We start from the raw sequence: 23,586 nt of genomic DNA on the forward strand, positions 1-23,586 counted from the left end.
CTGTCTGGGCTGATGTCAGTGATTGATGAACGTCGCTGAAGAAACCTGGGCGAGGGCGCCGTCACAGCTCCCGGGTGCGATAGAGCCGCGCGGAGACGATGATCGCGCAGATGATCCCGAGGATGCCGATCAGTGCACCGCCTCCGCCAATCGCCGCGACGGGGACTCGTTCGAAAGCCTCCTGAACGGGAGCGAGTGTGCCTGTCGTCTGCAGAAGCCAAGCGATGCCCGCCACGGCGAACGCCGGGGTGTAAGCCATCAGGCGACCCCGCGTGTAGCCGATACGAAAGAGGACGGGGAGCTGCAGTGCCATCGACAGCCCAACGAACGCCAGCGCGACGGTGTGGGCGATGAGCAGCACTTCAGTGTCGGTCTGCCCACCCCGTACCATCGCGCTTATGACGGTGACCGCTGTTGCCAGCGCTGCTGCCACGAGGTAATAGGCGATGATCGACACTGTGCGTCCGATCACAACGGTGCTGCGAGAAACCGGCAGCACTCCGTAGAGAGTGTCCAAGCGCCCCCGCTCATCGCCGAGGAACGGCGCCGACACCATCAATGATGTGACGAGAGCCGATGCGATGATCGCCATCCCTGGTACGGGAAGCAGCACGCCCACCGCGACGACGAAGAGCAAGGTGAGGGTCGTCTGCGTGCGGGGGAACCAGGAGGACAGGTCCAGTCGAGTGAATGCGGCGATCATGCGGCGACCTCCCGTCGCTGGGACGCGAGGTGGATAACGATGTCGTCGATGCTTGCCGAATCGATGATCACCTCCTGGCCGAATGCTGCAGAGTCAGACAGTCGGATCAGCGCGGACCATTGGTCGCCTGAGCGTTCCAGACTGATGAAGGGAGCCGTGGGCGCGGGGCCGGAACCCCGGGCCATCGCGAACTCCTCAACGGCGTCGAGGAGCGCGCCCTGATAGGCGATGCGACCATCGACGAGGACGACGAGCTCATCGGCGAGGCTGTCGAGCTCTGTCGTGATGTGGGTCGAGAGCAACACCGTGTGGGACGGGTCGAGCATGAACTCACGGATGAGGTCCCCGATGATTCGGCGACTGGCTGGATCGAGGCCGCTGGACGGCTCGTCGAGGATCAGCAGCTCAGGCGACTGTGCGAGCGCCACGGCTAACGAGAACTTCACACCTTGCCCTCGCGACAGGTCGCCAACGCGTTGACCCGGAGGCACCGAGAGCCGGTCGAGCAACTGACTGAACCGTTCGCTGTTCCACCGTGGGTAGAACGGTGCGAGACGCCGCCCGAGTGAGTTCACGCGCCACTCCGGGGCAGCGGTCGGATGATCGAGGACGATGCCGGTGCGCTCGAGCGCATGCGGTGCGCCCGCAGGATGCCCGAAGACCTCGACCCCACCCGATTCGGGAATCAACAGGCCGAGCAGGGCGCGAATGACCGTGGTCTTCCCAGCCCCGTTGGGGCCAACGAGGCCGACGACGGTGCCGCGAGAAAGCGTGAGTGAGACGCCGTCGACTTCGAAGGTCGGCCGTCGTACGTGCAGGTCCGTGATCTTCGCCACGTAATCAGTCATCTTTCCTCCAGATCTCATCGAGATGGTTGTGGATGTCGGTCAGACTCAATCGGGCTTGTCGAGCGGCGATGACGACCTCGCGCAGCGTGTTATCCACCCGTGCGCGCAGCGCGGCAGATGCGATATCGGGTGCGACGTCCAAGACCACGAAGCCGCGACCGTGCTGACTGTGCACGAGGCCCTCCGCCACGAGGTCGTTGTATGCGCGGGTAACGGTGATGACGCTCACGCGGAGGTCTGCGGCGAGTTGCCGCAGCGACGGCAGGGTCTGCCCTGGGTGCACCTCGCCCGAAAGGATCGATGAGCGCACCTGCCTTCTGATCTGCTCGTAGATCGGTGTAGCCGAGGCCATCGACACCACAACTCGCATCGCACTCCCAACTGTTCTGGTGATTAAGAACAGTAGACCACCTTTGGCGAGGATGCGAATCATGATCTGCGGATCCCCGGGCACCGCTACGCGGCGTGAGCCGGTGAGCGCCCTGGCTATCCAGGCATTCCTGGGTACCCACTCGGGGTGACCCATACGTGAGCCGTCACGACCTTTCGTCCGCTTTCCTGCGCATTGCGCAGGGATGGGACGTTGTCGGGGTGGATGTGGCCCCACAGCAGATCATTAGGGTTCGCAGGAACCGCCCGGCACAGCCGTTGTAGCGCAGCGATGCCTATCCGCTGTCCACGATGTGCTGAGTCGATCGCGATCTCCTGCACGCAAAAACCAGTGAATCCGTAGGCATCTTCGCGTGCGGCGGCGACGATGCCCGCTGAGGTGCCGTCCACCAAGATGTCGAAGAGGAGACCTTCTTCAGCTGCATCCTCCAGCGCGTCGGCATCGGCTGGTGTGGCCCACTGATCGAGCTGAGGTCGTGACGGGGTGAGCTCTGCGTAGATTGCGGCGACACGTTGCGCTGCTCGTTCAGGGGCACACCATTCGAGGGTGACATCGTCATGCCGGTGGGCGAGCGACTGAGCAAGCATCTCCACTACTGGTCGCGCGACGATCAGTAGATCCGGTGTCGCGTGCCCCGCATCCACGACAGAATCTTCAAGCGCCAGAAATCGTTCGTCAACGGAAGGCAGGTTCACACGGAAGCACAGGGGCGAAAAATCATCGAAGTGCGGCATAACTGCACTGAGCGCCACGATCCCTTCTGGATTCGGCGCCAGAGATGTCGCAAGGACGTCAACGAAGGGCTTTTCGATGTCTTGCCCACGGAACCGAATACCTACGATCGCCCAATGGCCATCCGCCAGCTCAACTCGCCTGTTCGCCCACGCCAGCGGATCCTGGATCGGAAGTTGAACCATGTCGCGGAATTGCCCGCCCCATTCGGCATCTCCCACGAGTGCGAGGCCTGGCTCCAACCACTCTGCCAAGTTCTCCCGCCACCTCGGCGACCAGTCCTTGATCTGTGAAGAGGTCCATCTTGCAGCGGCTTCGGTTGTGTCTACAGCAGGCGTCGTCATCGGGGGAGAGCCTATCAACGCCATGGAGCGATGCTCGGGGGGCTGGCAGGGGGGCGATCGGAGATTCATGTGCCCCTGGAGAACAACGCGCCAGGGCAGATTGGTCTTCACCCATCGACGCGACCACTACTGACAAGTCGACGAGATGTGGACCACATTTCCGGAGGCTGACAAGACCGATGAGGTAACTGACATGACTAATGAGACCGGCATCTATCCCTCAGGGAGAGTGGCTTCCAGATCTAACCTGACATAATGTGCATTATCGGCTAACTCGTTTGTAGCGGTCGTACCGGCTCGAGTAGCTGTTTCTGCTGGTCATTGTGACCGTGCAGGAGATGCTCGGCGAGCTCCCCGCACTCGTGGAAGCGCTCAGCCGGTACCGCTCGCGCGGGTGGCTCCGGAATGGGACGCGACGTCCGCAGAGCGGATCGTGTTCGTCCCATAGAGCAGTCCCTCTCAGCGGCCCACATACTCCGCGAGGTACTCACCCGTCAGCGTCGACTTCGCCGCAACAAGATCGCCCGGAGTGCCTTCGAACACCACGCGACCGCCGTCGTGCCCGGCGCCGGGACCTACGTCGATGATCCAGTCGCCATGGGCCATAACCGCCTGATGGTGCTCGATGACGATGACCGTCTTCCCTGCGTCCACGAGCCGGTCGAGCAGGCCGAGGATCTTGTCGACGTCCGCCAGGTGCAGCCCCGAGGTCGGCTCATCCAGCACGTAGATATCGCCCTGACCCCCCATCTGAATCGCGAGCTTGACGCGCTGACGCTCGCCACCCGACAGGGTCGACAACGGCTGGCCGAGCGAAAGGTAGCCGAGCCCGACGTCGTCGAGACGTTCCAGGATCGCGACCGCCGCAGGAATCTTCGAGTCGGGCTGTGCGAAGAACTCGCGGGCCTCGGAGACTGGAAGGTCGAGGACCTCCGTGATGTCCTTACCGCCGATCTTGTACTGGAGCACCGCCGCCTGGAACCGCTTGCCACCGCAGTCCTCGCAGGGCGTCTCAATCGTGTCCATGAACCCGAGTTCGGTGATGATGACGCCCGCTCCCTTGCACGATGGGCAGGCTCCCTCGGAATTCGCGCTGAACAGCGCCGGCTTCACGCCATTTGCCTTGGCAAACGCCTTGCGGATCGGTTCGAGCATTCCGGTGTATGTCGCCGGATTGCTGCGACGCGACCCCTTGATCGCGCTCTGGTCGATCGACACCACGCCCTCGCGCATCGACACCGACCCGTGGATCAGCGAACTCTTTCCTGACCCCGCAACGCCGGTCACAACTGTCAGGACTCCCTTGGGAATGTCGACGTCGACATTCTTGAGATTGTTCGTAGACGCCCCGTGGATCTCGATCGCTCCGTTGTGCGTTCTGAAGGATGCTTTCAGCGACGCCCGATCGTCGAGATGCCGCCCCGTTATCGAGCCACTGGCACGGAGCCCGTCGACCGTGCCTTCAAAGCAGATCTCCCCTCCCCCGCTTCCGGCTGCGGGACCGAGGTCGACCACATGATCGCCGATCTCGATCGTCTCGGGCTTGTGCTCGACCACGAGCACCGTGTTGCCCTTGTCGCGCAGTTTCAGAAGCAGCGAGTTCATCCGCTGGATATCGTGCGGGTGCAGGCCGATCGTCGGCTCGTCGAACACGTAGGTGACATCAGTCAGCGATGAACCGAGATGCCGCAGCATCTTGATCCGTTGCGCCTCTCCCCCGCTCAGGGTTCCTGACGGACGATCCAGACTCAGGTACCCGAGTCCCAACGTCACGAACGCGTCGAGATTGGCCTTGAGCGCGTCGAGGAGCGGCCCGGCCTGCGGGAGGCTGAGGGTGCCCGCCCACGTCGCGAGGTCCGTCACCTGCATCCGGCACGCATCGGCAATGCTGATTCCGTCGATCTTCGACGAGCGTGCGCCCTCTGTCAGCCGCGTTCCGTCGCACTCCGGGCAGGTGGTGAAGGATGCTACGCGCTCCACGAACGCACGGATGTGCGGCTGCAGCGCATCGAGGTCTTTGGACAGCATCGACTTGGTGATCTTAGGGATCAAGCCCTCATAGGTCATATTGATTCCGCTAATCTTGACCTTGGTGACCTCGCCATAGAGGAAGAGATGCCGCTGCTTCTCAGTGAAGTTCTCGATCGGCTTATCTGCAGGATAGAAACCAGACTCCGAGAATCCCTTCACCATCCACCCGTCAGCCGTGTATCCGGGCACCATGATCGCGCCCTCGTTGAGCGACTTCGTTTCGTCGACGACCTGCGCGAGGTCAAGATCCGACACCGTCCCCCGACCCTCGCAACGCGGACACATGCCACCGAGATAGATCGCATCTTTGACGATCTTCTTTTCCCCGCCAGGCCCGGTCATCACCCCGCTGGCCTTCTGCGTCGGGATGTTGAACGAGAACGCGGTGGGTCCACCGATGTAGGGAGTGCCGAGCTTCGAGAACAGAATGCGCAGCATCGCATTGGCATCCGTGACTGTCCCCACGGTCGATCGCGGATTCGCGCCGAGGCGTTCCTGGTCGACGATGATCGCCGTCGTCAACCCCTCGAGGACGTCGACATCAGGTCGCGGGACCGAAGGCATGAACCCTTGAACGAAGGCGCTGTAGGTCTCGTCGATCATGCGTCGCGACTCAGCGGCGATCGTATCGAACACGAGTGAGCTCTTGCCTGAGCCGGAGACCCCCGTGAACACGGTCAACCGCCGCTTGGGAATATCGACATCGACGTTCTTGAGATTGTTCTCTCTGGCTCCCCTCACCTGGATGAGATCGTGTGCATCAGCAGGACGACGCGATTCAGTCATGTGAAGAATCTTGTCACGGGCTTCCGACAACGAACACCCTCCGCGCGCTACTCTGGACTCACCTTTCACAGGCCCCTCACAGAGAGTTGCTTCCCATGTCTGAATCGATCACCGAGGTGAGATCCTTCTTCAAGTCGATCCGCGTCACTTTGGGAGTCTCCGGAGCGATCGCGCTGATCACCGGAATCGTGTTGCTGGTCTGGCCCCTGAAAACCGCAATCATCGTCACGGGCATCATCGCCGCGTACTTGATCATTGCCGGCCTTGTCTATGTCGGGCTCGGAATCTTCTCTGGCAGGAAGAGCGGCTGGGCGCGCGTCGGCTTCATTGCGCTCGGCGTGCTCTACATCGTTGCCGGTGTCGTGGCATTCCTGAATCTTGCTGCCGCCACCATCACCCTTGCGGTCGTCACGGCGATCTTCCTCGGTGTGAGCTGGATCGTCGATGGCATCGTCTCGCTCACCCTCCTGAACAAAGACGGTTCGAAGGCGTGGACGATCATCTACGCGATCCTCAGCATCGCCGCCGGCGTCATCGTGCTGTTCTCGCCGCTGCTCGCCGCCGTCGCTCTGTGGTGGGTCCTCGGCATCACTCTCGTGGTGCTCGGAATCATTCAGATCATCCGTGCAATCACGCTCGGGCGCGATGAGAAGCAGGCCGCGGGCCTCCTCGCTGAAAAGGTCTGACCACCCCACACAAGTGACAGATGCCCCGCCGGTCGGCGGGGCATCTGCCATATCCGCTGGTTACTCGGCGACGAATCCGCTCGTGTCGCCGATCAGGCGCGTGTTGTCTTCGGGAACCGGATCGACAGCAGCCTGAGCCACCTCCGCGGCGAACTCCGAAACGTTGTAGAGACGCCCCGCGTCCTCACGACGCGCAGAGATCGCGCCAGGGTTCGCGCGCTCGAGGAGCGTAGCGGTGATCGTGCCCTCGATCATGTCACCCGACACCACGGTGAAGCCGATGCCCTTCGCCTCGAGCGAAGGAATGAGCTCACGCAGCGCGTCTTCACCGGCTCGCTTAGACAGCGCAACGGGCTCGTACTCGGGCATCGTCGGCGTCGTGCGGATGAAGTGCGCCTGGTGGCTCGTGACGAAGACCACGCGGGATCCCTCACCAAGCAGCGGAAGGGCGCTGTTGAGAACGCTGAGCTGCGCGTCACGGTTGAGAGCGAGCGCGTAGTCCTCGGCCATGCCGGCCTCCATGCCACCGGATGCGTTCAGGACCAGGACGTCGAGCTTTCCGTACTCCGCGCGCACCCTTTCGAACATCTCCGAGACGGATGCCGGGTCGGTGAGATCCGCGCCGACGACGAGCGCACGGCCGCCGAGCTCACGCAGCTGTGCGGCGAGCTTCTCGGCGCGTGGCGCCTTATTGCGGAAGTTGATGACGACATCCGCGCCGGCCTCGGCGAAGTAGCGGACGGTGTCGGCACCGATACCGCGAGACGAGCCGGTGACCAGCGCGACCTTTCCAGCGAGGGAACCTGCGGGCAGAACGTCGGTCACGGTGACTCCTTGTCGTGCGGGGGAAACGCCGCGGGATGCGCGGCCTGATCACTTTACCAACGAGGCCGAGCGCACCTTTGAATGAAGGTGTCGCGTGATAGGTTGACGACAAAAGGAGGACGCCATGGATGACGCATCCGTCTTCATCTCGCTCGTTACGGAATGGGCCTGGATCGGCTGGCTCGTCCTCATCGCGGTCTTCCTCGTGATCGAGATGCTCACGCTCGATTTCACCTTCTTGATGCTCGCACTCGGAAGCATCGTCGGACTCGTCGTTGGACTCATCGGCCTGCCGCTGTGGGCACAGCTGATCATCGCAGCAGTCGCCGCGGCTCTCTTCATCCTGTTCATCAGACCTCCCCTGCTGCGCCGGTTGCATCGCGGTGAGGATCCGACGAAATCGAACGTGGACGCGCTCATCGGGCTGCGTGGCACCGCACTCGATGACATCACTCAGGTCTCCGGACAAGTCAAGGTCAGCAACGGCGACACCTGGACGGCGCGTGCTGAGACCGCGGCCCTGATTCCGCAGGGAGCGCCGGTGACGATCGCGACGATCGACGGCGCGACCGCCATCGTGCGCCCCGCACACGATTAGCTCGACAGACGAAGCCCCCAACCGACTAGGAGAACTCGTGAACGACTCCTCGTTCATCCCCACCGCGATCGGCTGGATCCTCGCGATCGCCGTCATCATCTTCGTGGTGGTGACCGTTGCTCGATCCATCCGCATCATCCCGCAGGCCACCGCTGGTGTGGTCGAGCGTCTGGGCCGCTATCACAAGACCCTCACCCCCGGTCTGAACATCCTCGTGCCCTTCATCGACCGGCTCCGCCCGTTGATCGACATGCGCGAGCAGGTCGTCTCCTTCCCTCCGCAGCCGGTGATCACCGAAGACAACCTCGTCGTATCGATCGACACCGTCGTCTACTTCCAGGTGACTGACGCCCGCGCCGCGACCTACGAGATCGCGAACTACCTCGGAGCCGTCGAGCAGTTGACGACCACGACACTCCGTAACGTCGTCGGTGGGCTGAACCTCGAAGAGGCGCTCACCAGCCGCGACAATATCAACGGCCAGCTGCGCGTCGTCCTCGACGAAGCGACCGGCAAGTGGGGCATCCGCGTCGGACGCGTCGAGCTCAAGGCGATCGACCCGCCCCTGTCCATCCAGGACTCCATGGAGAAGCAGATGCGCGCGGAGCGCGATCGCCGCGCCGCGATCTTGACTGCAGAGGGAACGAAGCAGTCCGCGATCCTCGAGGCGGAGGGTGCTCGTCAGGCCGAGATCCTTCGCGCTGAGGGAGACAAACAGGCCGCAGTGCTGCGCGCACAGGGTGAAGCAGAAGCCATTCAGAACGTCTTCGCGTCGATCCACCAGGGCGCACCCGACGACAAGCTGCTCGCCTACCAGTACCTGCAGATGCTGCCGAAGATCGCCGACAGCGCATCCAGCAAGCTCTGGATCGTGCCCAGTGAGCTGACCGAAGCCTTGAAGGGCATCGGCACCGCCTTCACGCCGCGCACGGGCTCCGGGCAACCACCGACGGGCACGCCCGGCGCGTGACACACCCCTTTTTCACGAAGGCTGCACGGCCTCGAGTCTTCGCTCACCGCGGTCTCGCCTCAGCATCCGGCGCGGCGCACAGCGTATGGGAGAACACCGCTGCAGCTTTTGCGGCGGCGCACGCGGCAGGCGTCGACTACATCGAGACGGACTGCCGGGTCACCGCAGACGGCGACGTGATCCTCATCCACGATGAGACCCTCAGCCGACTCTTGAATGACGATCGCCGGGTCGACGAAGTGCGCACCGCGGAGCTCCGAGAGCTCTATGCACTGCACGGCGGATTGCTGACCGTCAGCGAGATGCTCGAATCGTTTCCCGAGACGCGTTTCAACATCGATGTGAAGACGGATGCCGCGGCCGCTCCCCTGGGCGCGATGATCGCTCCGCACGCACACAGGGTTCTGCTGACGAGCTTTTCGGATGCCCGGCGCCGCAGAGCCATCCAGGCCACGCTCGACGCGGGAGCGATGACACGGCCCGCGGCATCGGCCGGCCAGACGAGCATGATCGCGATGCGACTGCTTTCTGCACTTCGAACCTCGCCTGCCCGGATGCTTCGCGGTCTCGACGCCCTCCAGATTCCCGAGCGCTTCGGGCGGGTGCGGGTACTCACCCCGGCGCTGCTTCGCGCCGCGCATCGACACGACGTCGAGGTTCATGTGTGGACCGTGAACGAGCGGGCCGACATGGAGCGCCTGATCGCAGCCGGCATCGACGGCATCATCACCGACCGGGCCGATCTGGCTCTAGAGACCCTCTCCTGAGCGCGAACCACACAGGACTGAGATTCGACTGTGAATACCTCCGTGAACTCGGCCGCATTGAGCCTGCACACAGGCGCAAGCGATATACCTGAGGACGACGAGAGGACCACAAAATGGCAGATCGCAGCCTGCGCGGCATCCGACTCGGCGCCCAGAGCCTACAGAGCGAAGAGGGCGTCGTTTTCATGGAACGCCGCGAGACGACTTATAAGTGTGAAACGTGCGACAGCATCACATCGCTGATGTTCGCAGCCGATGCCGAGCCACCGCAGAAGTGGGAGTGCCGCGCCTGCAGTGCTGAAGCTGTGCTGTTTGTGGACGGCCAGACCATCACGCCCGACCCGACGGACGAGAAGGTCGCGCGTACCCACTGGGACATGCTGCTCGAGCGACGCAGCCGCGCAGAGCTCGAAGAGCTCCTCGAGGAGCGCCTCGCGTTCATCCGTGAACGACGCGGAGCGGCTCCGTCACCAGATCAGGCGAAGATCGGGGCTTAACGCCGCTGACGGGAGCGCCACCACCCGAGGAGGAGCGCTCCCAGCCCGCCCCAGAACAGCAGCTGCTGCAACCAGGGGCCGATGAGAACACCAGCTGTGAGGCCGGAGCGAAGTTCGACTTGTTCGAGCATCGCCCCGGCCTCATCTGCGTCAAGGGCTGCCGTGGTTCGGCCGTCGGGGCCGATCATCTGGCTCGCCCCGACGGTAGAGATGTTCACGACGCTCCGACCGGTTTCGATCGCCCGCATACGAGCAAACGCCAGCTGCTGCAGGTTCTCGTCCGTGCCGCGGAAGTCGGCATTGTTCGTCTGGAACACCAGCACCTCGGCACCGCCCATGATCCCTTCACGGATGACGGCGTCGTAGATGACGTCGAAGCAGATCGCGAGACCGACCTTCACGCCGTCGACGTCCACCAGGGGCGGGTTAATGCCGTGCGAGTATTCTCGCCCTATCAGTCCGATGAGGTCGGGAACGATCGCGTAGTAGAACGCTCGATCAGGGACGTACTCGCCGAACGGCACCGGATACCGCTTGTCATGAGACTGCTCGGCGGTCCCGTCCTGTGTCCAGAGCATCGAGGTGTTGAAGTACTCGTCGCCGCGCGCAGTGGCCGCATTCGCAAGCAATGGTGCATCGACGCGGTTCGTGACACGAGTCAGGCGTCGCGCAATCGCGTCGGTCTGGAACGGATCACCGTCGATGCCGCCTTCGGGCCAGACCAGAAGATCCATGTCCTGGCCGAAAAGGGGCTCTGTCGCGTCAGTCTGAGCCTGGATCACCGAGAACGGCTCGCGATGATCGAAGTAGCCGGTCGGCCCATTTCCCTGAACTGCTCCGATGAGCATTGTTCCTGCCGAAGAGGTCGGGAACGCCGGGGTGACCAGGAGGACGAGAATGATCGCGCCAGGGACCGCCAGCCGAAGCGGATGCTGCCACAGGCGAAGACGCGCGCTCTCGATGAGCATCGCGACGATGAACACCATGAGGAAGCTCAGTCCGCTCACTCCCACCCATGACGTCAGAGTCGCCAGTGGGCTCTGCGACTGTGTCATGCCCAGACGGGCCCAGGGGAAGCCCGTATACGGCCACGAACCGAGGAATAGCTCCAGCGCCACCCAGAGCGCCGCCACGGTCGCAGGAAGCGCCACCAGGCGCCCCACGCGCCCGGGAAACGCACGAGGCAGCCAGCGGTACGCAAGAGAGATCAGGATCACGGCGGTCGCCGTCAGCGCCGCTTCCAACAGCGCAAGCGCTGCCCATGGGATGACGCCGAGATAACGTGAAGTCCACGAGACGAGAAGGAAGAAGAACACCGCGCCGTAGACGAAACCAACGAGCAGCGCTCCCCCAGCTCGTCGCCCGATGAGAGTGAGCAGCAGCAGTGCAACCGAGGGAAACGCGAGCCCCCACGCGCTTACGGACGGATAGGCGAGATCCATCAGCCAGCCCGCCAGCGCCGCGCAGACGACGGCGAGCCAGAGCGGGAGGATCGCACGTGGTCGGTGAGGGGAACGAGCCGGCGATGGCTCGGCGGAGGGTGTGGACATCCGTCCCATTCTCACATCGCCGAATAGGCCACGATGCCGCGGCGCACGCCGTCGAGCGCCTGCCGTGCCGTGCGCGCCAGAGTCAGATCCTCAGCCACGATCGAGAGCTGGTCAAGAAGGTCGATCGTCTGCTTCGCCCAACGGACGAAGTCGCCGGCGGCCATGTCGGCATCGATGAGAACGCGATCGAGCAGCGCACCCCGTGCCCAGGCATGCATCGCGCCGGCAAGGCCCGCAGCGAGCGGCTCAGAGCCGGGCAGGTTGTGGTCCTGCTCGAGGTCATCGAGTTCGGACCACAGCGTGGTCGTCTTCTCGTACGCGACCCTGAAGGCACCACGCGGCAATCCGCGCTCTCCCGAGTTCGCTTCGTCCCTGCGCGGTTCGTAGACCAGGCAGCACGCCATCGCCGCCAGCGAGGGAGCATCGAGACCGTTCCACAGTCCCTGTCGCAGCGACTCGGCGACCAGCAGGTCGCGTTCGCCGTAGATCCGGCGCATCGTGCGTCCAGCATCCGTCAGAGCCACATCATCGCCGGTGCCGGTGACGTAGTCCAACGCTGCCAAGACCTCGACGACGTGATCGAACACGCGCGCGACCGTGCCGGTGCGGCTCTCGATCTGCTTGCGCGTGCGGTCAGTCTGACGCTTGAGCTTCCAATAGCGCTCGGCCCAGCGCGCATGTGCTTCACGATCCGGACACCCATGGCAGCCATGCCGCTGCATCCGCATGCGCAAGGACTGGATCTTCTTCATCCGCTTATCGCGTGCGACCCGCGGCGCGTGGGAATCCTGACGATTCTTCTTCTCGAGATCGCTCAGTTCACGACGGATGCCTGCATAGTCGAAGAAGTCGCCGCGCTCACACGTCATCGCCTTGACGTAGCCGTCCAACGATTCTTCGGCCTCGCGCACCTGACGGGCAAGCCCGACGACGGCACGATCGGCCTGGAACTGCGCGAAGGACGACTCGAGAATCTGCCTGGCCCTCGGCCTGCCGAACATGTCGATGAGGTTGACGGCCATGTTGTACGTCGGACGGAAGCTGGAGTTCAGCGGATACGTGCGCCTGGACGCGAGAGCCGCAACAGCCTGAGGATCCATCCCCTCTGTCCACTGCACGACAGCATGGCCTTCGACGTCGATACCGCGACGACCGGCACGACCGGTGAGTTGGGTGTACTCCCCCGATGTGATCGCGACACGCGCTTCGCCGTTGAACTTCTCCATCTTCTCGAGCACCACCGTGCGCGCGGGCATGTTGATGCCGAGTGCAAGCGTCTCCGTGGCGAAGACCACCCTGACGAGCTTGCGACGGAACAGCTCTTCAACGACTTCTTTGAACGCGGGCAGAAGGCCAGCATGATGCGATGCCACACCGCGCTCGAGATTCTCGACCCACTCGAAATATCCGAGGACACCCAGGTCCTCGTCCTGAAGCGTGCGGGTGTGCTCCTCGACGTACTCGCGAATCTCACGGCGCTCTTCTGCGCTCGTGAGTCGGATACCTGAGCGGCGCACCTGTTGCACCGCAGCGTCGCAGCCGACGCGGCTGAAGATGAAGAAGATCGCCGGCAGAAGATTCGTGCGCTCGAGGAGCTGAATGACGTCGGGGCGATCCATCCGTTCGATGCGCTGAGCGTTCGAGGCGCGCACGGGGCGTCTTCCGCCCCGCTCGGGACGAGGACTCTGCCGGCCGGACTGCCGAGCACTGTTGTAGGACTGCGCGCGCCGGTTGCTGTCGTAGCGGGAGCCGGTGAACGAGCGAATCCGCATCAGCTCCTGATTAACTGTCGCTGTGGCGACGCCGGCACGGTCATCGAAGAGCGGCAGCAGATCATCGCGCACGAGGACGTGCTGCTCGAGCGGCACAGGACGGATCTCCGAGACGATGACTTCGGTATCGCCTCGGACTGTGTCGAGCCAGTCGCCGAACTCCTCCGCGTTCGAGACGGTGGCACTCAGCGACACCAGCCGGACACTCGGCGGCAGATGGATGATCACTTCTTCCCACACCGCGCCGCGGAAGCGGTCTGCAAGGTAGTGGACCTCGTCCATCACGACGTAGCGCAGATCATTGAGCGCTGCGGATCCTGCGTAGATCATGTTCCGCAGGACTTCGGTCGTCATGACGACGATCCGGGCGTTGCCATTGATGTTCGTGTCACCAGTGAGCAGACCGACGTTCTCGGCACCGTACACTTCGACGAGTTCGCGGAACTTCTGGTTCGACAGGGCCTTCATCGGCGTCGTGTAGAACGCCTTATCTGAGGGCGTCTGCATCGCGAGGTGAATCGCGAACTCGCCGACGATCGTCTTGCCTGCGCCCGTGGGCGCCGCGACCAAGGCACTGTGTCCTCGTTCGAGCGCGTGGCATCCCTCGACCTGAAATGGATCGAGTTCGAATGCCTGCGTGGCAGCGAACCGCGCGGTCTCAGGGTGGGACGCGGCAACATTCGCTGCCGCGTAACGCTCCGCAGGGGAACTCATATGTCCGCGTCCGGTAACAGCCCATCGGCCTTAAGGCGCTTGTTCTTGCGCCGGTCAAACAGCATGGACAGGCCAGCCGCTGCGAAGAACAGCACGACGAGGATGCCGGCGAGCAACAACATGCTCACGACATCGGCTGCCGGAGTCGCGAGGGCCGCGAACACCGTGGCGATGAGGATGGCCACTCGCCAGCCCTTGAGGATCGCGCGGCCGCTCATGATGCCGGCGACGTTCAACGCGACGAGGAAAACGGGCAGCACGAACGAGACGCCGACGACGAGCATGAGTTTGAGGCTGAAGTCGTAGAACTGCTTGGCCTCGAAGAGGTTGTTCGCGCCCTCCGGTGTGAACGTGGCCATCAGCTCGATCACGTGCGGCACCACGAGCGCGCCGACGTAACAACCTGCGAAGAAGAGCGGCACGGCAGCGGAGACGAAACCGATCGTGTACTTCATCTCTTTTCGTGTGAGCCCGGGCATGATGAACGCCCAGATCTGCCACAGCCAGATCGGGGCTGCGATGAAGATCCCGAGCGAGAACGCGATGCGCATGCGCAGGTCGAAGGGGGAGGTCACCGACGAGAACGTCAGTCCGACCAGGTCGTCGCCGCGCGCTTCGGCGATACGCCGAACCGGCTCGGTTATGAACCAGATCACAGGGTCTGAAAGGAAGAAGCCCAGTATCATCGCGACGACGAGTGCCGCCGCAGAGATCATCAACCGCCGGCGCAACTCCACGAGATGCGCGCCGAGCGACATCCGGCGTTCACTGCGTGGTGTATCACCCGCGGCCGACTGCTTGTCGATCGCGGTCACCGTGGTCAGGCGGTGGTGTTGTTGCTGTTGCTGTTACCGCCATCGATCACGGGCTTGGTGACAGCCTCGGGTGCGGTCGTTGCTTGAGCCGCCTCAGGCGAGGTCTGCGCGGGGGTGCTGTCGTCATCTTTCATGGCCTTCATCTCGCCCTTGAAGACGCGCGCGGACTGGCCCATGCTCTTGGCCAGCGCAGGCAGCTTTGCCGCGCCGAAGAGCAGAAGAATGACGAGAACAAGTACGAGCAGGTGCCAACCGGTCAATCCAGCCATAGTTCCCTCCAGGGATAGAAGTCTCTGTGCAGTCTACCTGCCGAGGCTCGATTCGGGCTGTCGATACAGAGCGAGTCCAGCCTCCGCCCACTCACGCGTTGCGACGCGCGCGGTCCGAGGCTCCTGCACCTCAAGGCATCCGCCGAAGCGACCAGCGACGCGCTTGATCCCGCGCGGGTCCGAAAGCCTGATGCGAACACGCGCGACATCGCCGTCGATCTCGGTGTTCTCTTCGTGCGCGTAGTCGCCCAGCAGGGGCACGAGACGGCGAGGGAGCGTCACCATCACTTCGATGTCCTCATCCACCGAGTCGAAGGTGTCCGTGACAACCGCATCCGCATGGGTGATGGGGATCTTGGTGAGCTCAGGGTCACTGACACGATCGAGATGGAAGGTGCGCATCGCCTCACGCAGATGGCACCAGCCCTGCAGGTACCACTGTCCGTTGGTGATCAGCACCTGCACAGGATCGACGGTGCGCGTCGTCGGCGCGGCATCCGGCGCCTGGTAACGGAACGAGACCGCGACGCTGGCGTGCAACGCGGCTGCGACCACGTCACGCACCTCATCGACAGCGCCGGGGGCGATCACCACGTCGGCCGGGACATCTGCCGAGGCGCGGGACAGCTTCGCCAGCAGGCCCGCTACAAGTCCGGAGTCGGAGACAACGGGCACAGCGGCCACCATCTGCAGCCCCGCGAGTAGCGCAGCGGCTTCACGAGCGGTGAAGCGGGGTACGCGCCTCAGTCCGACATCATTAGTGATCTCGATGATGCCCTCGTCGTCGAGGAGGTCCCAGTTGATATCGAACAGCTCATGGGGCTGCTGCCAGTATCCGCTGTCCCCGGGGAGGCCGATCACGGTGAGTTTCTCGACCATCTCGCGCATCAGAGTGGGGGCAACGTCGAACTCCTCGGCCGCCTCAGCCAGCGAAACCTGTCCGCGCTCAAGAAGATACGGAACGAGCGTGAGATATGCCCGAACCCGGTCGGTCGCCAGCAACGGCTTATTCTTCTCGGCCATCACTCCCCCGCTCCCGCTGCATGGCGCTCGGCGATCGCTGAAAGGCGTTCGATCACAGCATCCCGTAGGGCCGCAGGCTCAACGACACGCACCTCAGGGCCGTAGGACGCGAGCTCGTCCGCGAAGATGTGAACGTCGACGAACGGCACACTGAACCCTTGGCTCTCCTGTTGCGCTCGACGGCCGAGCCGCAGGGCCGCCTCGGTGCCGGGAGTGATCTCCAACAGAGCCGTGTTGCGCTCGGCGACCTCGGTGAGCCCGCGCAGTGCACGCTCACCGGCACCGTCGCGCAGTTCCGGCGCGAAGGCCTGTTTGGTGATGACAACGTTGCCGACGATACGACTGAGCAGGAAGGTGCGTTCGCCATCAGCATCCAGATCGATGCCGTACACGTGCCACCGAGCCTCGAAATCCAGCAGCGCGAGTGGCGTCATGGTGCGCCTGCGCGGAGCCTGCTCGCCAGGCTTGAGGTAATCGAACTTCACCACCCGGCAGTCTTCGATCGCCTTCTGCAAAGGTGCGAAGCTGCTCGTTCTGGTTGTGATGCGAGGTGCGAAGCCGATGATCGGCTCATCACCGTCGATGCCGAGAGCGCGGATCTTTCGCACGCCTGCCTGAGCATCCGCCGACGCAGACTCCGCACTCCAGACGCTTCCCGCGAGCTGAAGCACCGCCAGTTCCGCGGGGCTGAACGAGATATCCGCAGGCAGATCGTATTCAGCCTTCGGGATCCGATATCGCGCCGCGCGGAGATCGTGTGGATCGCTGGGGTCGCCGATCGTCTCGATCGGAACGCCGAGAGCGCGAAGCTCATCCTTGTCACGCTCGAACATCTTCTCGAGCGCATCGACGCGAGCACCGGTCTCGGCTCGCTGGCGATAGCCCGAGACGTTGTCGAGGATCTGCTGTTTGGTGAGCCCGATCTCCGTGGCCATCAACGCCACGACGAGATTCGTCTGACGCTCTTCAGGCGGGATCCGGGCTGCCATCACTGCTGCGCTGACGCCGGAGGATCGATTGCGAGGATGTCGACGACGAACACGAGCGTCGCGTTCGCGGGCACCGAACCGCTACCCTGCTCACCGTAAGCGAGCTCCGGCGGCGCGACGATGAGCACCTGCGAGCCGATGGTCTGTCCGGTCAGTCCCTGGGTGAAGCCCGGGATGACTCCCGCCATGTTGAATGTCGCAGCGCCCCGGTCCCACGAGGAGTCGAAGACCGTGCGGTCGTCCCAGAGCACGCCGGTGTAGTTGACGAGGATCGTGTCGTCCGCGGCGACCTTCTTTCCATCGCCCTTGATGAGCGTCTGGACCTTCAGGTCGGTGGGTGCAGCACTGTCGGGAACGATGATGCCCGGTCGGCCGTCCGCTGCGCGCACGACCGTGGGCATGCCGGCAGCATCGTTGTACTGCAGTGAGCCCTCGGCCCGGTTCGGGAAGACCTTGACGACGTCGAACACTGCGACGACAGGCTCATCGGGATCCAGGCCGAAGCCACTGAGGTTCTGTGCGCCGAAGTCTTCAGGTGCGACGACGCTGAGCACGCGAGAGCCCTCGGTAGCGCATTCCAGTGCGGCGCCGAACGCGGGAACGGTGCCTGCCCAGTACCCGACGCTGGCCAGCTGTGCGGCGGCTTCGTCGTAGGCGGTGCCGGCGATCGGCTTGCCGGTCTTGCCTGAGAACAGCGAGAACTCGAAGACTGCGCTCTGCGTGGAGGAGGTGAGCGTCGGACCATCTCCGACGGTCACGTCGCCGAAGGCGCTCACGGTATCGCCGATCGGGGTGAACAGCTCGACATCGGGTTTGCTGCCGACGTCACCGGTGATGTGCGCGAGGTCTTCGATTCCGCTCGCGGACGATGCTCGTTCGCAGGCTGCGCCGTCGAACGCAGGCGCGGTGGAGCATCCGGTCAGAGCGACGGCGGCAAGAGCGAGAGTGGCCAGAGCGGCTGAGGTTTTACGCACGCGCTCCAGTCTATTGCGCTGATGCGTCCGCGTCGCGCGACGCGGCGGCCTGACGCGCACCCTCTGCGGCCTTGGTGGCCTCACGCACCCGCTTGCGCAGGTTCTTGTCAGTGATCTCACGATCGCCGACGGCCCCCGGCGTCCATACCTCGACGTCTCCGTCACCGTAACTCGACTTCGACGCGCGACGCTTCACCTCCGGGGCGATGGTTCCGGGTGCAAGACGCCGCGCTGTCAGCAGGAATCCCGTGTGCGCGACCATGCGGTGATCGGGGCGCACGGAGAGACCTTCGACGTGCCATCCGCGCACCATCGTCTCGGAGGCATCAGGATCGGTGAAGCACTCCATGCCGCGGATGTACTCGGCCACACGCGAAAGCTGGGTGGCCGTTGCCACGTAGCACAGCACCACTCCCCCTGGCGTCAGAGCGTCGGCCACAGCATCCATGACGTCCCAGGGCGCGAGCATGTCCAGGACCACGCGATCCACCGTCCCCGGCGGCATCGTCTCGGGCAGCGCCTCCTGCAGATCGCCGACGACGATCTCCCACGTCTGTGGTGCGCTTCCGAAGAAGGTCTCGACATTCGCTCTGGCGACGTCGGAGAAGTCCTCTCGTCGCTCGAACGAGACCAGGCGCCCCTCGGGACCCACCGCTCTCAGAAGCGAGAGCGACAGCGCACCCGAACCGACGCCTGCCTCGACGACTGTCGCGCCGGGGAAGATGTCGGCCTGCATCACGATCTGCGCGGCATCCTTCGGGTAGACGATCGCCGCACCACGCGGCATCGACATCGCGAAGTCCCGCAGCAGCGGGCGCAGCGCGAGGTACTCGTGCCCAGAACTGTTGATGACCACCGAGCCGTCCGGGAGCCCGATCAGATCACGGTGGAACAGTACGCCGTGGTGCGTATGCATCTCGCCGCCGGCTTCGAGGGTGACCGTGTGAAGACGGTTCTTCGGGCCCGTCAGCTGAACGCGATCCCCCTCACGGAAAGGGCCGGTCGCCCGGGGTGCGTAAGCGTTCATCGGGATGCTCCTTCTTGCTGTCCTGCGCGCACGGAGCGGAAAGCACTGACGACATCGTCTGCTGTCCGACCGTCAAGGGTGGGCCACAGTTCGTGGGCTCCAGCACCATCGAGCGGGAGCATGTGCGGCACTCCGACGGTGACGGCTCCGGATGCCAGACCGGCACGCAGTCCTGTGACGGAGTCCTCGATGACGAACGCCTCTACGATATCGACGTCCAAAAGCTCCGCGGCCTTCAGATAGGGGTCCGGGTGCGGCTTCGGGTGCTCGACATCATCTCCGGCGACGATGTGCTCGAACGCATCGAAATCGATCAGGTCGACGACACTGCGGGCCATGCGCCGCAGGGACATCGTCACGAGTGCGGAGGGTATGCCGGCGGCCTTCAAGGACCGCAGGAGCTCCTGCGCCCCCGGACGGAACGGCACGCCCTGCGTCGCCAGAGCGGTGCGCACATCGTCAGTGAGGCGGTTGACGATGTCGTCAGCCGGCATCTCGACTCCGGCTGCCTGCAGGATGCGAGCGCTTTCATGAAGGCCGTTGCCGACAAGCTGCATCGCCTGCTCGTGGGTCCATTCGCCGCCGAAGGATGCCACCAGCGCCGTCTCCGCAGCCATCCAATACGGCTCGGTGTCGACAAGTGTTCCATCCATGTCCCAGAGGACCGCGCGGGGCTTTTGACTCACCCGTCCATGCTATCCGGGCGTTGTGCCGCACTGACCCGGTGCGAGACTAACCTTGTAGGACACTTGCGTTCCATCACCGAAAGGAGATCTGGATGGATGCACTGGGAAACCGCATCATCGTGGTCGCCTTCGACGGCTGGAACGATGCCGGTGAAGCGGCCAGCGGGGCGATCGAGATGCTGCGCGAGATGGGTGATTACGAACTTGCGCACTCGGTGGACCCGGAGCTCTACTTCGACTATCAGTACACGCGACCCGCGTCGAAGATGGACGCCACCGGCCGCCGCGAGCTGCGATGGCCAGAAGCCGCCCTGTGGCGTCCGCGCACCCCGCCTGTCGAGGGAACGCCCGAGTTCTGGATGCTCACCGGAGTTGAGCCGGCCCGCACATGGCAGGCGTTCGCGAACGAATTCATCGATGTCGCGCTGCGCGATGACGTCACCGGGATCATCCTGCTCGGCGCGATGCTCTCAGACGTGCCGCACACCAGGCCGATCTCGATCTTCTCCGCGAGTGCGAACGAGGACGTGCGCGAGGCTCTCGAGCTCGAGCGGTCGCTGTACGAAGGCCCTGTCGGCATTCTCAGTGTGATCGAGCACTTCGCTGAAACGGCGGGGATCCCCACTGCCACGCTCTGGGCGAGTGTGCCGCACTACGTCGCATCCGCTGCCCCATCCCCGAAGGCCACCCTGGCGCTGCTGGATCGTCTTGAAGAGCTCACCGGCGTCGATATCCCTCGTGACCGACTGCGCACAGATGCCGCAGCCTGGGAGGCGTCGATCGATGCGGCCGCGGCGGATGACGAAGAGATGACGGACTACATCCACCAGCTCGAGCGCACCCGCGACACGTGGGATTCGCCCGAAGCATCCGGGGATGCGATCGCTCAGGCGTTCGAGCGCTACCTGCGCCGCCGGGGCGATGGCCCCGGCGACCACAAGCGCTAAGCCGCGATCGCTCCGGTTCCGAGCAGGATCAGCAGCGTGACGCCGAGCAGGATCCGGTAGATCACGAACGGCAGGAAGCTCCGCTTGGAGATCCAGCTCATGAAGAACGCGATCACACCGAGCGCCACGACGAACGCGATCCCTGTCGCCGCGACCGTCTCACCCATCGTGAAGTACTGGTCAGGTGCGTCCCAGCTCTTGAACACCTGGTAGAAGCCGCTTCCGAACACCGCAGGGATCGCCAGCAGGAACGCGTAACGCGCCGCAGCGGCACGTTCGTAGCCGAGGAACAGTCCCATCGTGATCGTGCCGCCGGAGCGCGATACCCCGGGGATCAGCGCAAGAGCCTGCGCGAAGCCGAAGAGGATTCCGTGCGGGTAGGTGAGCTGGTCGAGCTTGCGACGCTTCGCCCCCACATAGTCGGCGACTCCGAGCAGAATGCCGAACACGATCAGCATGATCGCGACGATCCACATCGAGCGGAGCACGGTCTCGATCTGATCCTGGAACAGGAGCCCGAGCACCACGATCGGGATGCTGCCGATGATGATCAGCCACCCCATTCGGGCATCAGGGTCATTGCGCGGCAGCTTGCCGGTCAGCGAGCGAAACCAGTGCCCGATTATTCGGGTGATGTCTCGCCAGAAGAACACCACCACTGCGGCCTCGGTGCCGATCTGCGTGATCGCGGTGAAGGCCGCTCCCGGGTCTTCACCGGAACCGGTGAAGGTGCCGACGATGCGCAGGTGCGCACTCGAGGAGATCGGGAGGAACTCGGTCAGTCCCTGGATGATGCCGAGGAACAGCGCTTCGAGCAGATGCATGAAGGGGCCTTCTAATTGTGCGGAGAAGATGCGTCAGTACGAGCGCAGCAAATCGGTCAGAACCTGCTGACCGAAGACAAGCGATTCTACGGGCACGCGCTCGTCCACTCCGTGGAACATTCCTGTGAAGTCGAGATCAGCCGGCAACCGGAGCGGTGCGAAACCGTAACCGGTGATGCCCAGCTTCGAAAGCGCCTTGTTATCAGTGCCGGCGCCGAGCAGGTACGGAATCACGGGTACGCCGGGGTCGTGCCGGCCCAGCGAGGCGACCATCGCGTCGACGAGATCCCCTTCGAAGGGCGTTTCCATGCCGATGTCGCGCACGACGGTCTCGATCGTGATCTCGTCGCCGACGATCTGCTGCAGTTCTGCGAGCACATCGTCTTCAGTTCCGGGAATGACGCGTACGTCGATCAGCGCTTCGGCTCGCTCCGGAATGACGTTGTGCTTGTACCCGGCAGTGAGCATGGTCGGGTTCGTCGTCGTGCGGAACGTGGAGCGCAAGAACGCTTCGGCGGGTCCGGATGCCGCGGCAAGAGCATCCGGGTCGTCCACGGAACGTCCTGTGAGGTCGCTCAAGCCCTGCAGGAGCGCTGTCGTCGTCGGGGTGAGGCGAAGCGGCCAGCGCGTGCGTCCGATCGCTGCGACGGCCTCTGCGAGCTTCACAACGGCATTGTCGTCGTGCAAGCGGCTGCCGTGGCCGGCGCGCCCCTTCGCGACGAGGCGGATCCAGATGAGGGCTTTCTCGCCCACTTGCAGAAGGTACGCACGACGATCATCGACCGTGATCGAGTACCCGCCGACTTCGCTGATCGCTTCGGTGGCGCCGGCGAACCAGTCAGGGCGATTCTCGACGACCAGTGCTGAGCCTTCGACTCCGCCGTTCTCCTCGTCTGCGAAGAAGGCGAGGATCAGGTCGCGCTCCGGCTGCTCCCCCGCCCGGAGGATGTCGGCGACCGACGTGAGAATCATCGCATTCATGTTCTTCATGTCGACAGCGCCGCGTCCCCAGAGCATCCCATCGCGCACCTCGCCTGCGAACGGGTCGACGGTCCAGTCCTCGGCCATCGCAGGAACCACATCCAGATGGCCGTGCACGACGAGGGCGGGCTTGCTCTGGTTGCGGCCCTGCACGCGCGCCATGACGTTGGTGCGCCGCGGGATCGGTTCGTAGTACGAGGCACTGAGGCCGAGACTCTCGAGATAGGCGCCGACATACTCAGCGGCCTCGCGTTCGCCGTTCGCCTTGCCCCCACCGAAGTTGGAAGTATCGAAGCGGATGAGGTCTTGTGCGATGCGCACGACTTCCGGATGCTGCGGCTCAGACATGGCTCCAGGCTATCGAAGCGCGGGCGGCACGCCCGGGACGCACTCTGGTTCGAAGGCACTTGGGAAACCTGGTAATGTTTCTCTTCGGTCGGCAACGACCTTCACCACCTGCGCGGGTGGCGGAATGGTAGACGCGCTACGTTGAGGTCGTAGTGCCCGCAAGGGCGTGGGGGTTCAAGTCCCCCTCCGCGCACACAGAGAAAAGGCCCCCAGAGATGGGGGCCTTTTTCGTGCTCCACAACCTTCTCGGGTGGGTTATAGGCGGGTTATTCCGTCGGCGAACACCGCGTGGGAGATCTGGGTGGCGGGGCGCCGGCAGGGCTGAGTCTGCTTGCCGGTCAGCCAAGACACGAACCTGCGCAGCTGCTCTCGGCGCATCACATCCGGACGTCGCCGCACCGCGGATGCTCCGTGGCGACCATTCTTAACCAGCCGTGAACCACATAGCACGCACGTCGTCGCATTCGGGGGAAGGGTCACGACTAAGCA

General features: G+C 63.8%; 23 protein-coding genes and 1 tRNA gene. 7 read left to right on the top strand and 17 right to left on the bottom strand.

The window, feature by feature from the left end:
* Positions 1–61: 61 nt before the first annotated feature.
* From ACTU6V_RS08130 to ACTU6V_RS08150, 5 genes are all read right to left on the bottom strand, one after another.
* Positions 62–703, bottom strand: coding sequence for an ABC-2 transporter permease (locus tag ACTU6V_RS08130; protein WP_443468249.1), 642 nt, complete (start codon positions 701–703; stop codon positions 62–64).
* Positions 700–1,551 (bottom strand): ABC transporter ATP-binding protein, encoded by an 852-nt coding sequence (locus ACTU6V_RS08135; protein WP_443475396.1) that lies wholly within the window; start codon positions 1,549–1,551, stop codon positions 700–702. The genes ACTU6V_RS08130 and ACTU6V_RS08135 overlap by 4 nt, the downstream gene beginning before the upstream one ends.
* Positions 1,544–1,903: a GntR family transcriptional regulator gene (locus tag ACTU6V_RS08140; RefSeq protein ID WP_443475397.1), complete on the bottom strand. Its 360-nt coding sequence runs from the start codon at positions 1,901–1,903 to the stop codon at positions 1,544–1,546. Before ACTU6V_RS08140 ends, ACTU6V_RS08135 begins: the two co-directional genes overlap by 8 nt.
* A 134-nt stretch (positions 1,904–2,037) precedes the next feature.
* Positions 2,038–3,018, bottom strand: a complete 981-nt coding sequence (locus ACTU6V_RS08145; protein ID WP_443475398.1) for a GNAT family N-acetyltransferase — start codon at positions 3,016–3,018, stop codon at positions 2,038–2,040.
* Between the two features lie 459 nt (positions 3,019–3,477).
* Positions 3,478–5,835, bottom strand: coding sequence for an ATP-binding cassette domain-containing protein (locus ACTU6V_RS08150; RefSeq protein WP_443468245.1), 2,358 nt, complete (start codon positions 5,833–5,835; stop codon positions 3,478–3,480).
* Between the two features lie 95 nt (positions 5,836–5,930).
* Here ACTU6V_RS08150 and ACTU6V_RS08155 point away from each other — a divergent pair, with 95 nt between their 5' ends.
* Positions 5,931–6,521 carry an HdeD family acid-resistance protein gene (locus ACTU6V_RS08155; RefSeq protein WP_443475399.1) on the top strand — a complete coding sequence of 197 codons (591 nt, stop codon included), beginning with the start codon at positions 5,931–5,933 and terminating at the stop codon, positions 6,519–6,521.
* 60 nt (positions 6,522–6,581) lie between these two features.
* Here the strand turns inward: ACTU6V_RS08155 and ACTU6V_RS08160 are convergent, their stop codons facing one another.
* A complete protein-coding gene (locus tag ACTU6V_RS08160) occupies positions 6,582–7,346 on the bottom strand; it encodes an SDR family oxidoreductase (protein ID WP_443468243.1) in 765 nt (254 codons plus the stop codon).
* Between the two features lie 124 nt (positions 7,347–7,470).
* Here ACTU6V_RS08160 and ACTU6V_RS08165 point away from each other — a divergent pair, with 124 nt between their 5' ends.
* The 4 genes from ACTU6V_RS08165 to ACTU6V_RS08180 all read left to right on the top strand — a co-directional run bounded on the left by ACTU6V_RS08165 (position 7,471) and on the right by ACTU6V_RS08180 (position 10,178).
* On the top strand, positions 7,471–7,944 hold the full coding sequence (locus tag ACTU6V_RS08165) for an NfeD family protein (protein ID WP_443468242.1): 474 nt from the start codon (positions 7,471–7,473) through the stop codon (positions 7,942–7,944).
* A 37-nt stretch (positions 7,945–7,981) separates the two neighbouring features.
* Entirely contained in the window at positions 7,982–8,914 is a 933-nt protein-coding gene (locus ACTU6V_RS08170) for an SPFH domain-containing protein (protein ID WP_417511835.1), read from the top strand.
* Positions 8,911–9,681, top strand: coding sequence for a glycerophosphodiester phosphodiesterase family protein (locus ACTU6V_RS08175; RefSeq protein WP_443468241.1), 771 nt, complete (start codon positions 8,911–8,913; stop codon positions 9,679–9,681). The genes ACTU6V_RS08170 and ACTU6V_RS08175 overlap by 4 nt, the downstream gene beginning before the upstream one ends.
* 113 nt (positions 9,682–9,794) lie before the next feature.
* On the top strand, positions 9,795–10,178 hold the full coding sequence (locus ACTU6V_RS08180) for an RNA polymerase-binding protein RbpA (RefSeq protein WP_443468240.1): 384 nt from the start codon (positions 9,795–9,797) through the stop codon (positions 10,176–10,178).
* Here the strand turns inward: ACTU6V_RS08180 and lnt are convergent.
* From lnt to ACTU6V_RS08225, 9 genes are all read right to left on the bottom strand, one after another.
* Complete coding sequence (gene lnt, locus ACTU6V_RS08185) at positions 10,175–11,728, bottom strand: apolipoprotein N-acyltransferase (RefSeq protein ID WP_443468239.1); 1,554 nt, start codon at positions 11,726–11,728, stop codon at positions 10,175–10,177. The two genes, ACTU6V_RS08180 and lnt, sit on opposite strands and share 4 nt — an antisense overlap.
* 11 nt (positions 11,729–11,739) lie before the next feature.
* On the bottom strand, positions 11,740–14,214 hold the full coding sequence (locus tag ACTU6V_RS08190; protein ID WP_443475400.1) for a DEAD/DEAH box helicase: 2,475 nt from the start codon (positions 14,212–14,214) through the stop codon (positions 11,740–11,742).
* Positions 14,211–14,972 carry a twin-arginine translocase subunit TatC gene (gene tatC / locus ACTU6V_RS08195; RefSeq protein ID WP_443468432.1) on the bottom strand — a complete coding sequence of 254 codons (762 nt, stop codon included), beginning with the start codon at positions 14,970–14,972 and terminating at the stop codon, positions 14,211–14,213. The genes ACTU6V_RS08190 and tatC overlap by 4 nt, the downstream gene beginning before the upstream one ends.
* Positions 14,973–15,034: 62 nt before the next feature.
* Entirely contained in the window at positions 15,035–15,298 is a 264-nt protein-coding gene (gene tatA / locus ACTU6V_RS08200; protein WP_443468237.1) for a Sec-independent protein translocase subunit TatA, read from the bottom strand.
* Between the two features lie 33 nt (positions 15,299–15,331).
* The gene (locus ACTU6V_RS08205; RefSeq protein WP_443468236.1) at positions 15,332–16,321 is read right to left on the bottom strand and encodes a helix-turn-helix transcriptional regulator; all 990 of its coding nucleotides are present in this window, start codon (positions 16,319–16,321) and stop codon (positions 15,332–15,334) included.
* A complete protein-coding gene (locus ACTU6V_RS08210; RefSeq protein WP_443468235.1) occupies positions 16,321–17,310 on the bottom strand; it encodes a helix-turn-helix transcriptional regulator in 990 nt (329 codons plus the stop codon). Before ACTU6V_RS08210 ends, ACTU6V_RS08205 begins: the two co-directional genes overlap by 1 nt.
* The gene (locus ACTU6V_RS08215) at positions 17,310–18,284 is read right to left on the bottom strand and encodes an FKBP-type peptidyl-prolyl cis-trans isomerase (RefSeq protein WP_443468234.1); all 975 of its coding nucleotides are present in this window, start codon (positions 18,282–18,284) and stop codon (positions 17,310–17,312) included. Before ACTU6V_RS08215 ends, ACTU6V_RS08210 begins: the two co-directional genes overlap by 1 nt.
* A 10-nt stretch (positions 18,285–18,294) precedes the next feature.
* Positions 18,295–19,311, bottom strand: coding sequence for a tRNA (adenine-N1)-methyltransferase (locus tag ACTU6V_RS08220; RefSeq protein ID WP_443468233.1), 1,017 nt, complete (start codon positions 19,309–19,311; stop codon positions 18,295–18,297).
* Positions 19,308–19,997 carry an HAD family hydrolase gene (locus ACTU6V_RS08225; RefSeq protein WP_443468232.1) on the bottom strand — a complete coding sequence of 230 codons (690 nt, stop codon included), beginning with the start codon at positions 19,995–19,997 and terminating at the stop codon, positions 19,308–19,310. Before ACTU6V_RS08225 ends, ACTU6V_RS08220 begins: the two co-directional genes overlap by 4 nt.
* Positions 19,998–20,089: 92 nt before the next feature.
* On the opposite strand from ACTU6V_RS08225, the gene ACTU6V_RS08230 reads away from it, so the two are divergent.
* Entirely contained in the window at positions 20,090–20,944 is an 855-nt protein-coding gene (locus ACTU6V_RS08230) for a PAC2 family protein (RefSeq protein WP_443468231.1), read from the top strand.
* Here ACTU6V_RS08230 and ACTU6V_RS08235 read toward each other — a convergent pair.
* The gene (locus ACTU6V_RS08235) at positions 20,941–21,768 is read right to left on the bottom strand and encodes an undecaprenyl-diphosphate phosphatase (protein ID WP_443468230.1); all 828 of its coding nucleotides are present in this window, start codon (positions 21,766–21,768) and stop codon (positions 20,941–20,943) included. The genes ACTU6V_RS08230 and ACTU6V_RS08235 overlap by 4 nt on opposite strands.
* Before the next feature lie 33 nt (positions 21,769–21,801).
* Positions 21,802–23,097 (bottom strand): M20/M25/M40 family metallo-hydrolase, encoded by a 1,296-nt coding sequence (locus ACTU6V_RS08240; RefSeq protein WP_443468229.1) that lies wholly within the window; start codon positions 23,095–23,097, stop codon positions 21,802–21,804.
* Positions 23,098–23,207: 110 nt separating this feature from the next.
* On the opposite strand from ACTU6V_RS08240, the gene ACTU6V_RS08245 reads away from it, so the two are divergent.
* Positions 23,208–23,290 (top strand) — tRNA-Leu (locus tag ACTU6V_RS08245).
* The last annotated feature ends 296 nt before the right edge of the window (positions 23,291–23,586 follow it).

The sequence above is a fragment of the Microbacterium zouquanmingi genome (genome assembly GCF_052266675.1).
Classification (GTDB): domain Bacteria; phylum Actinomycetota; class Actinomycetes; order Actinomycetales; family Microbacteriaceae; genus Microbacterium.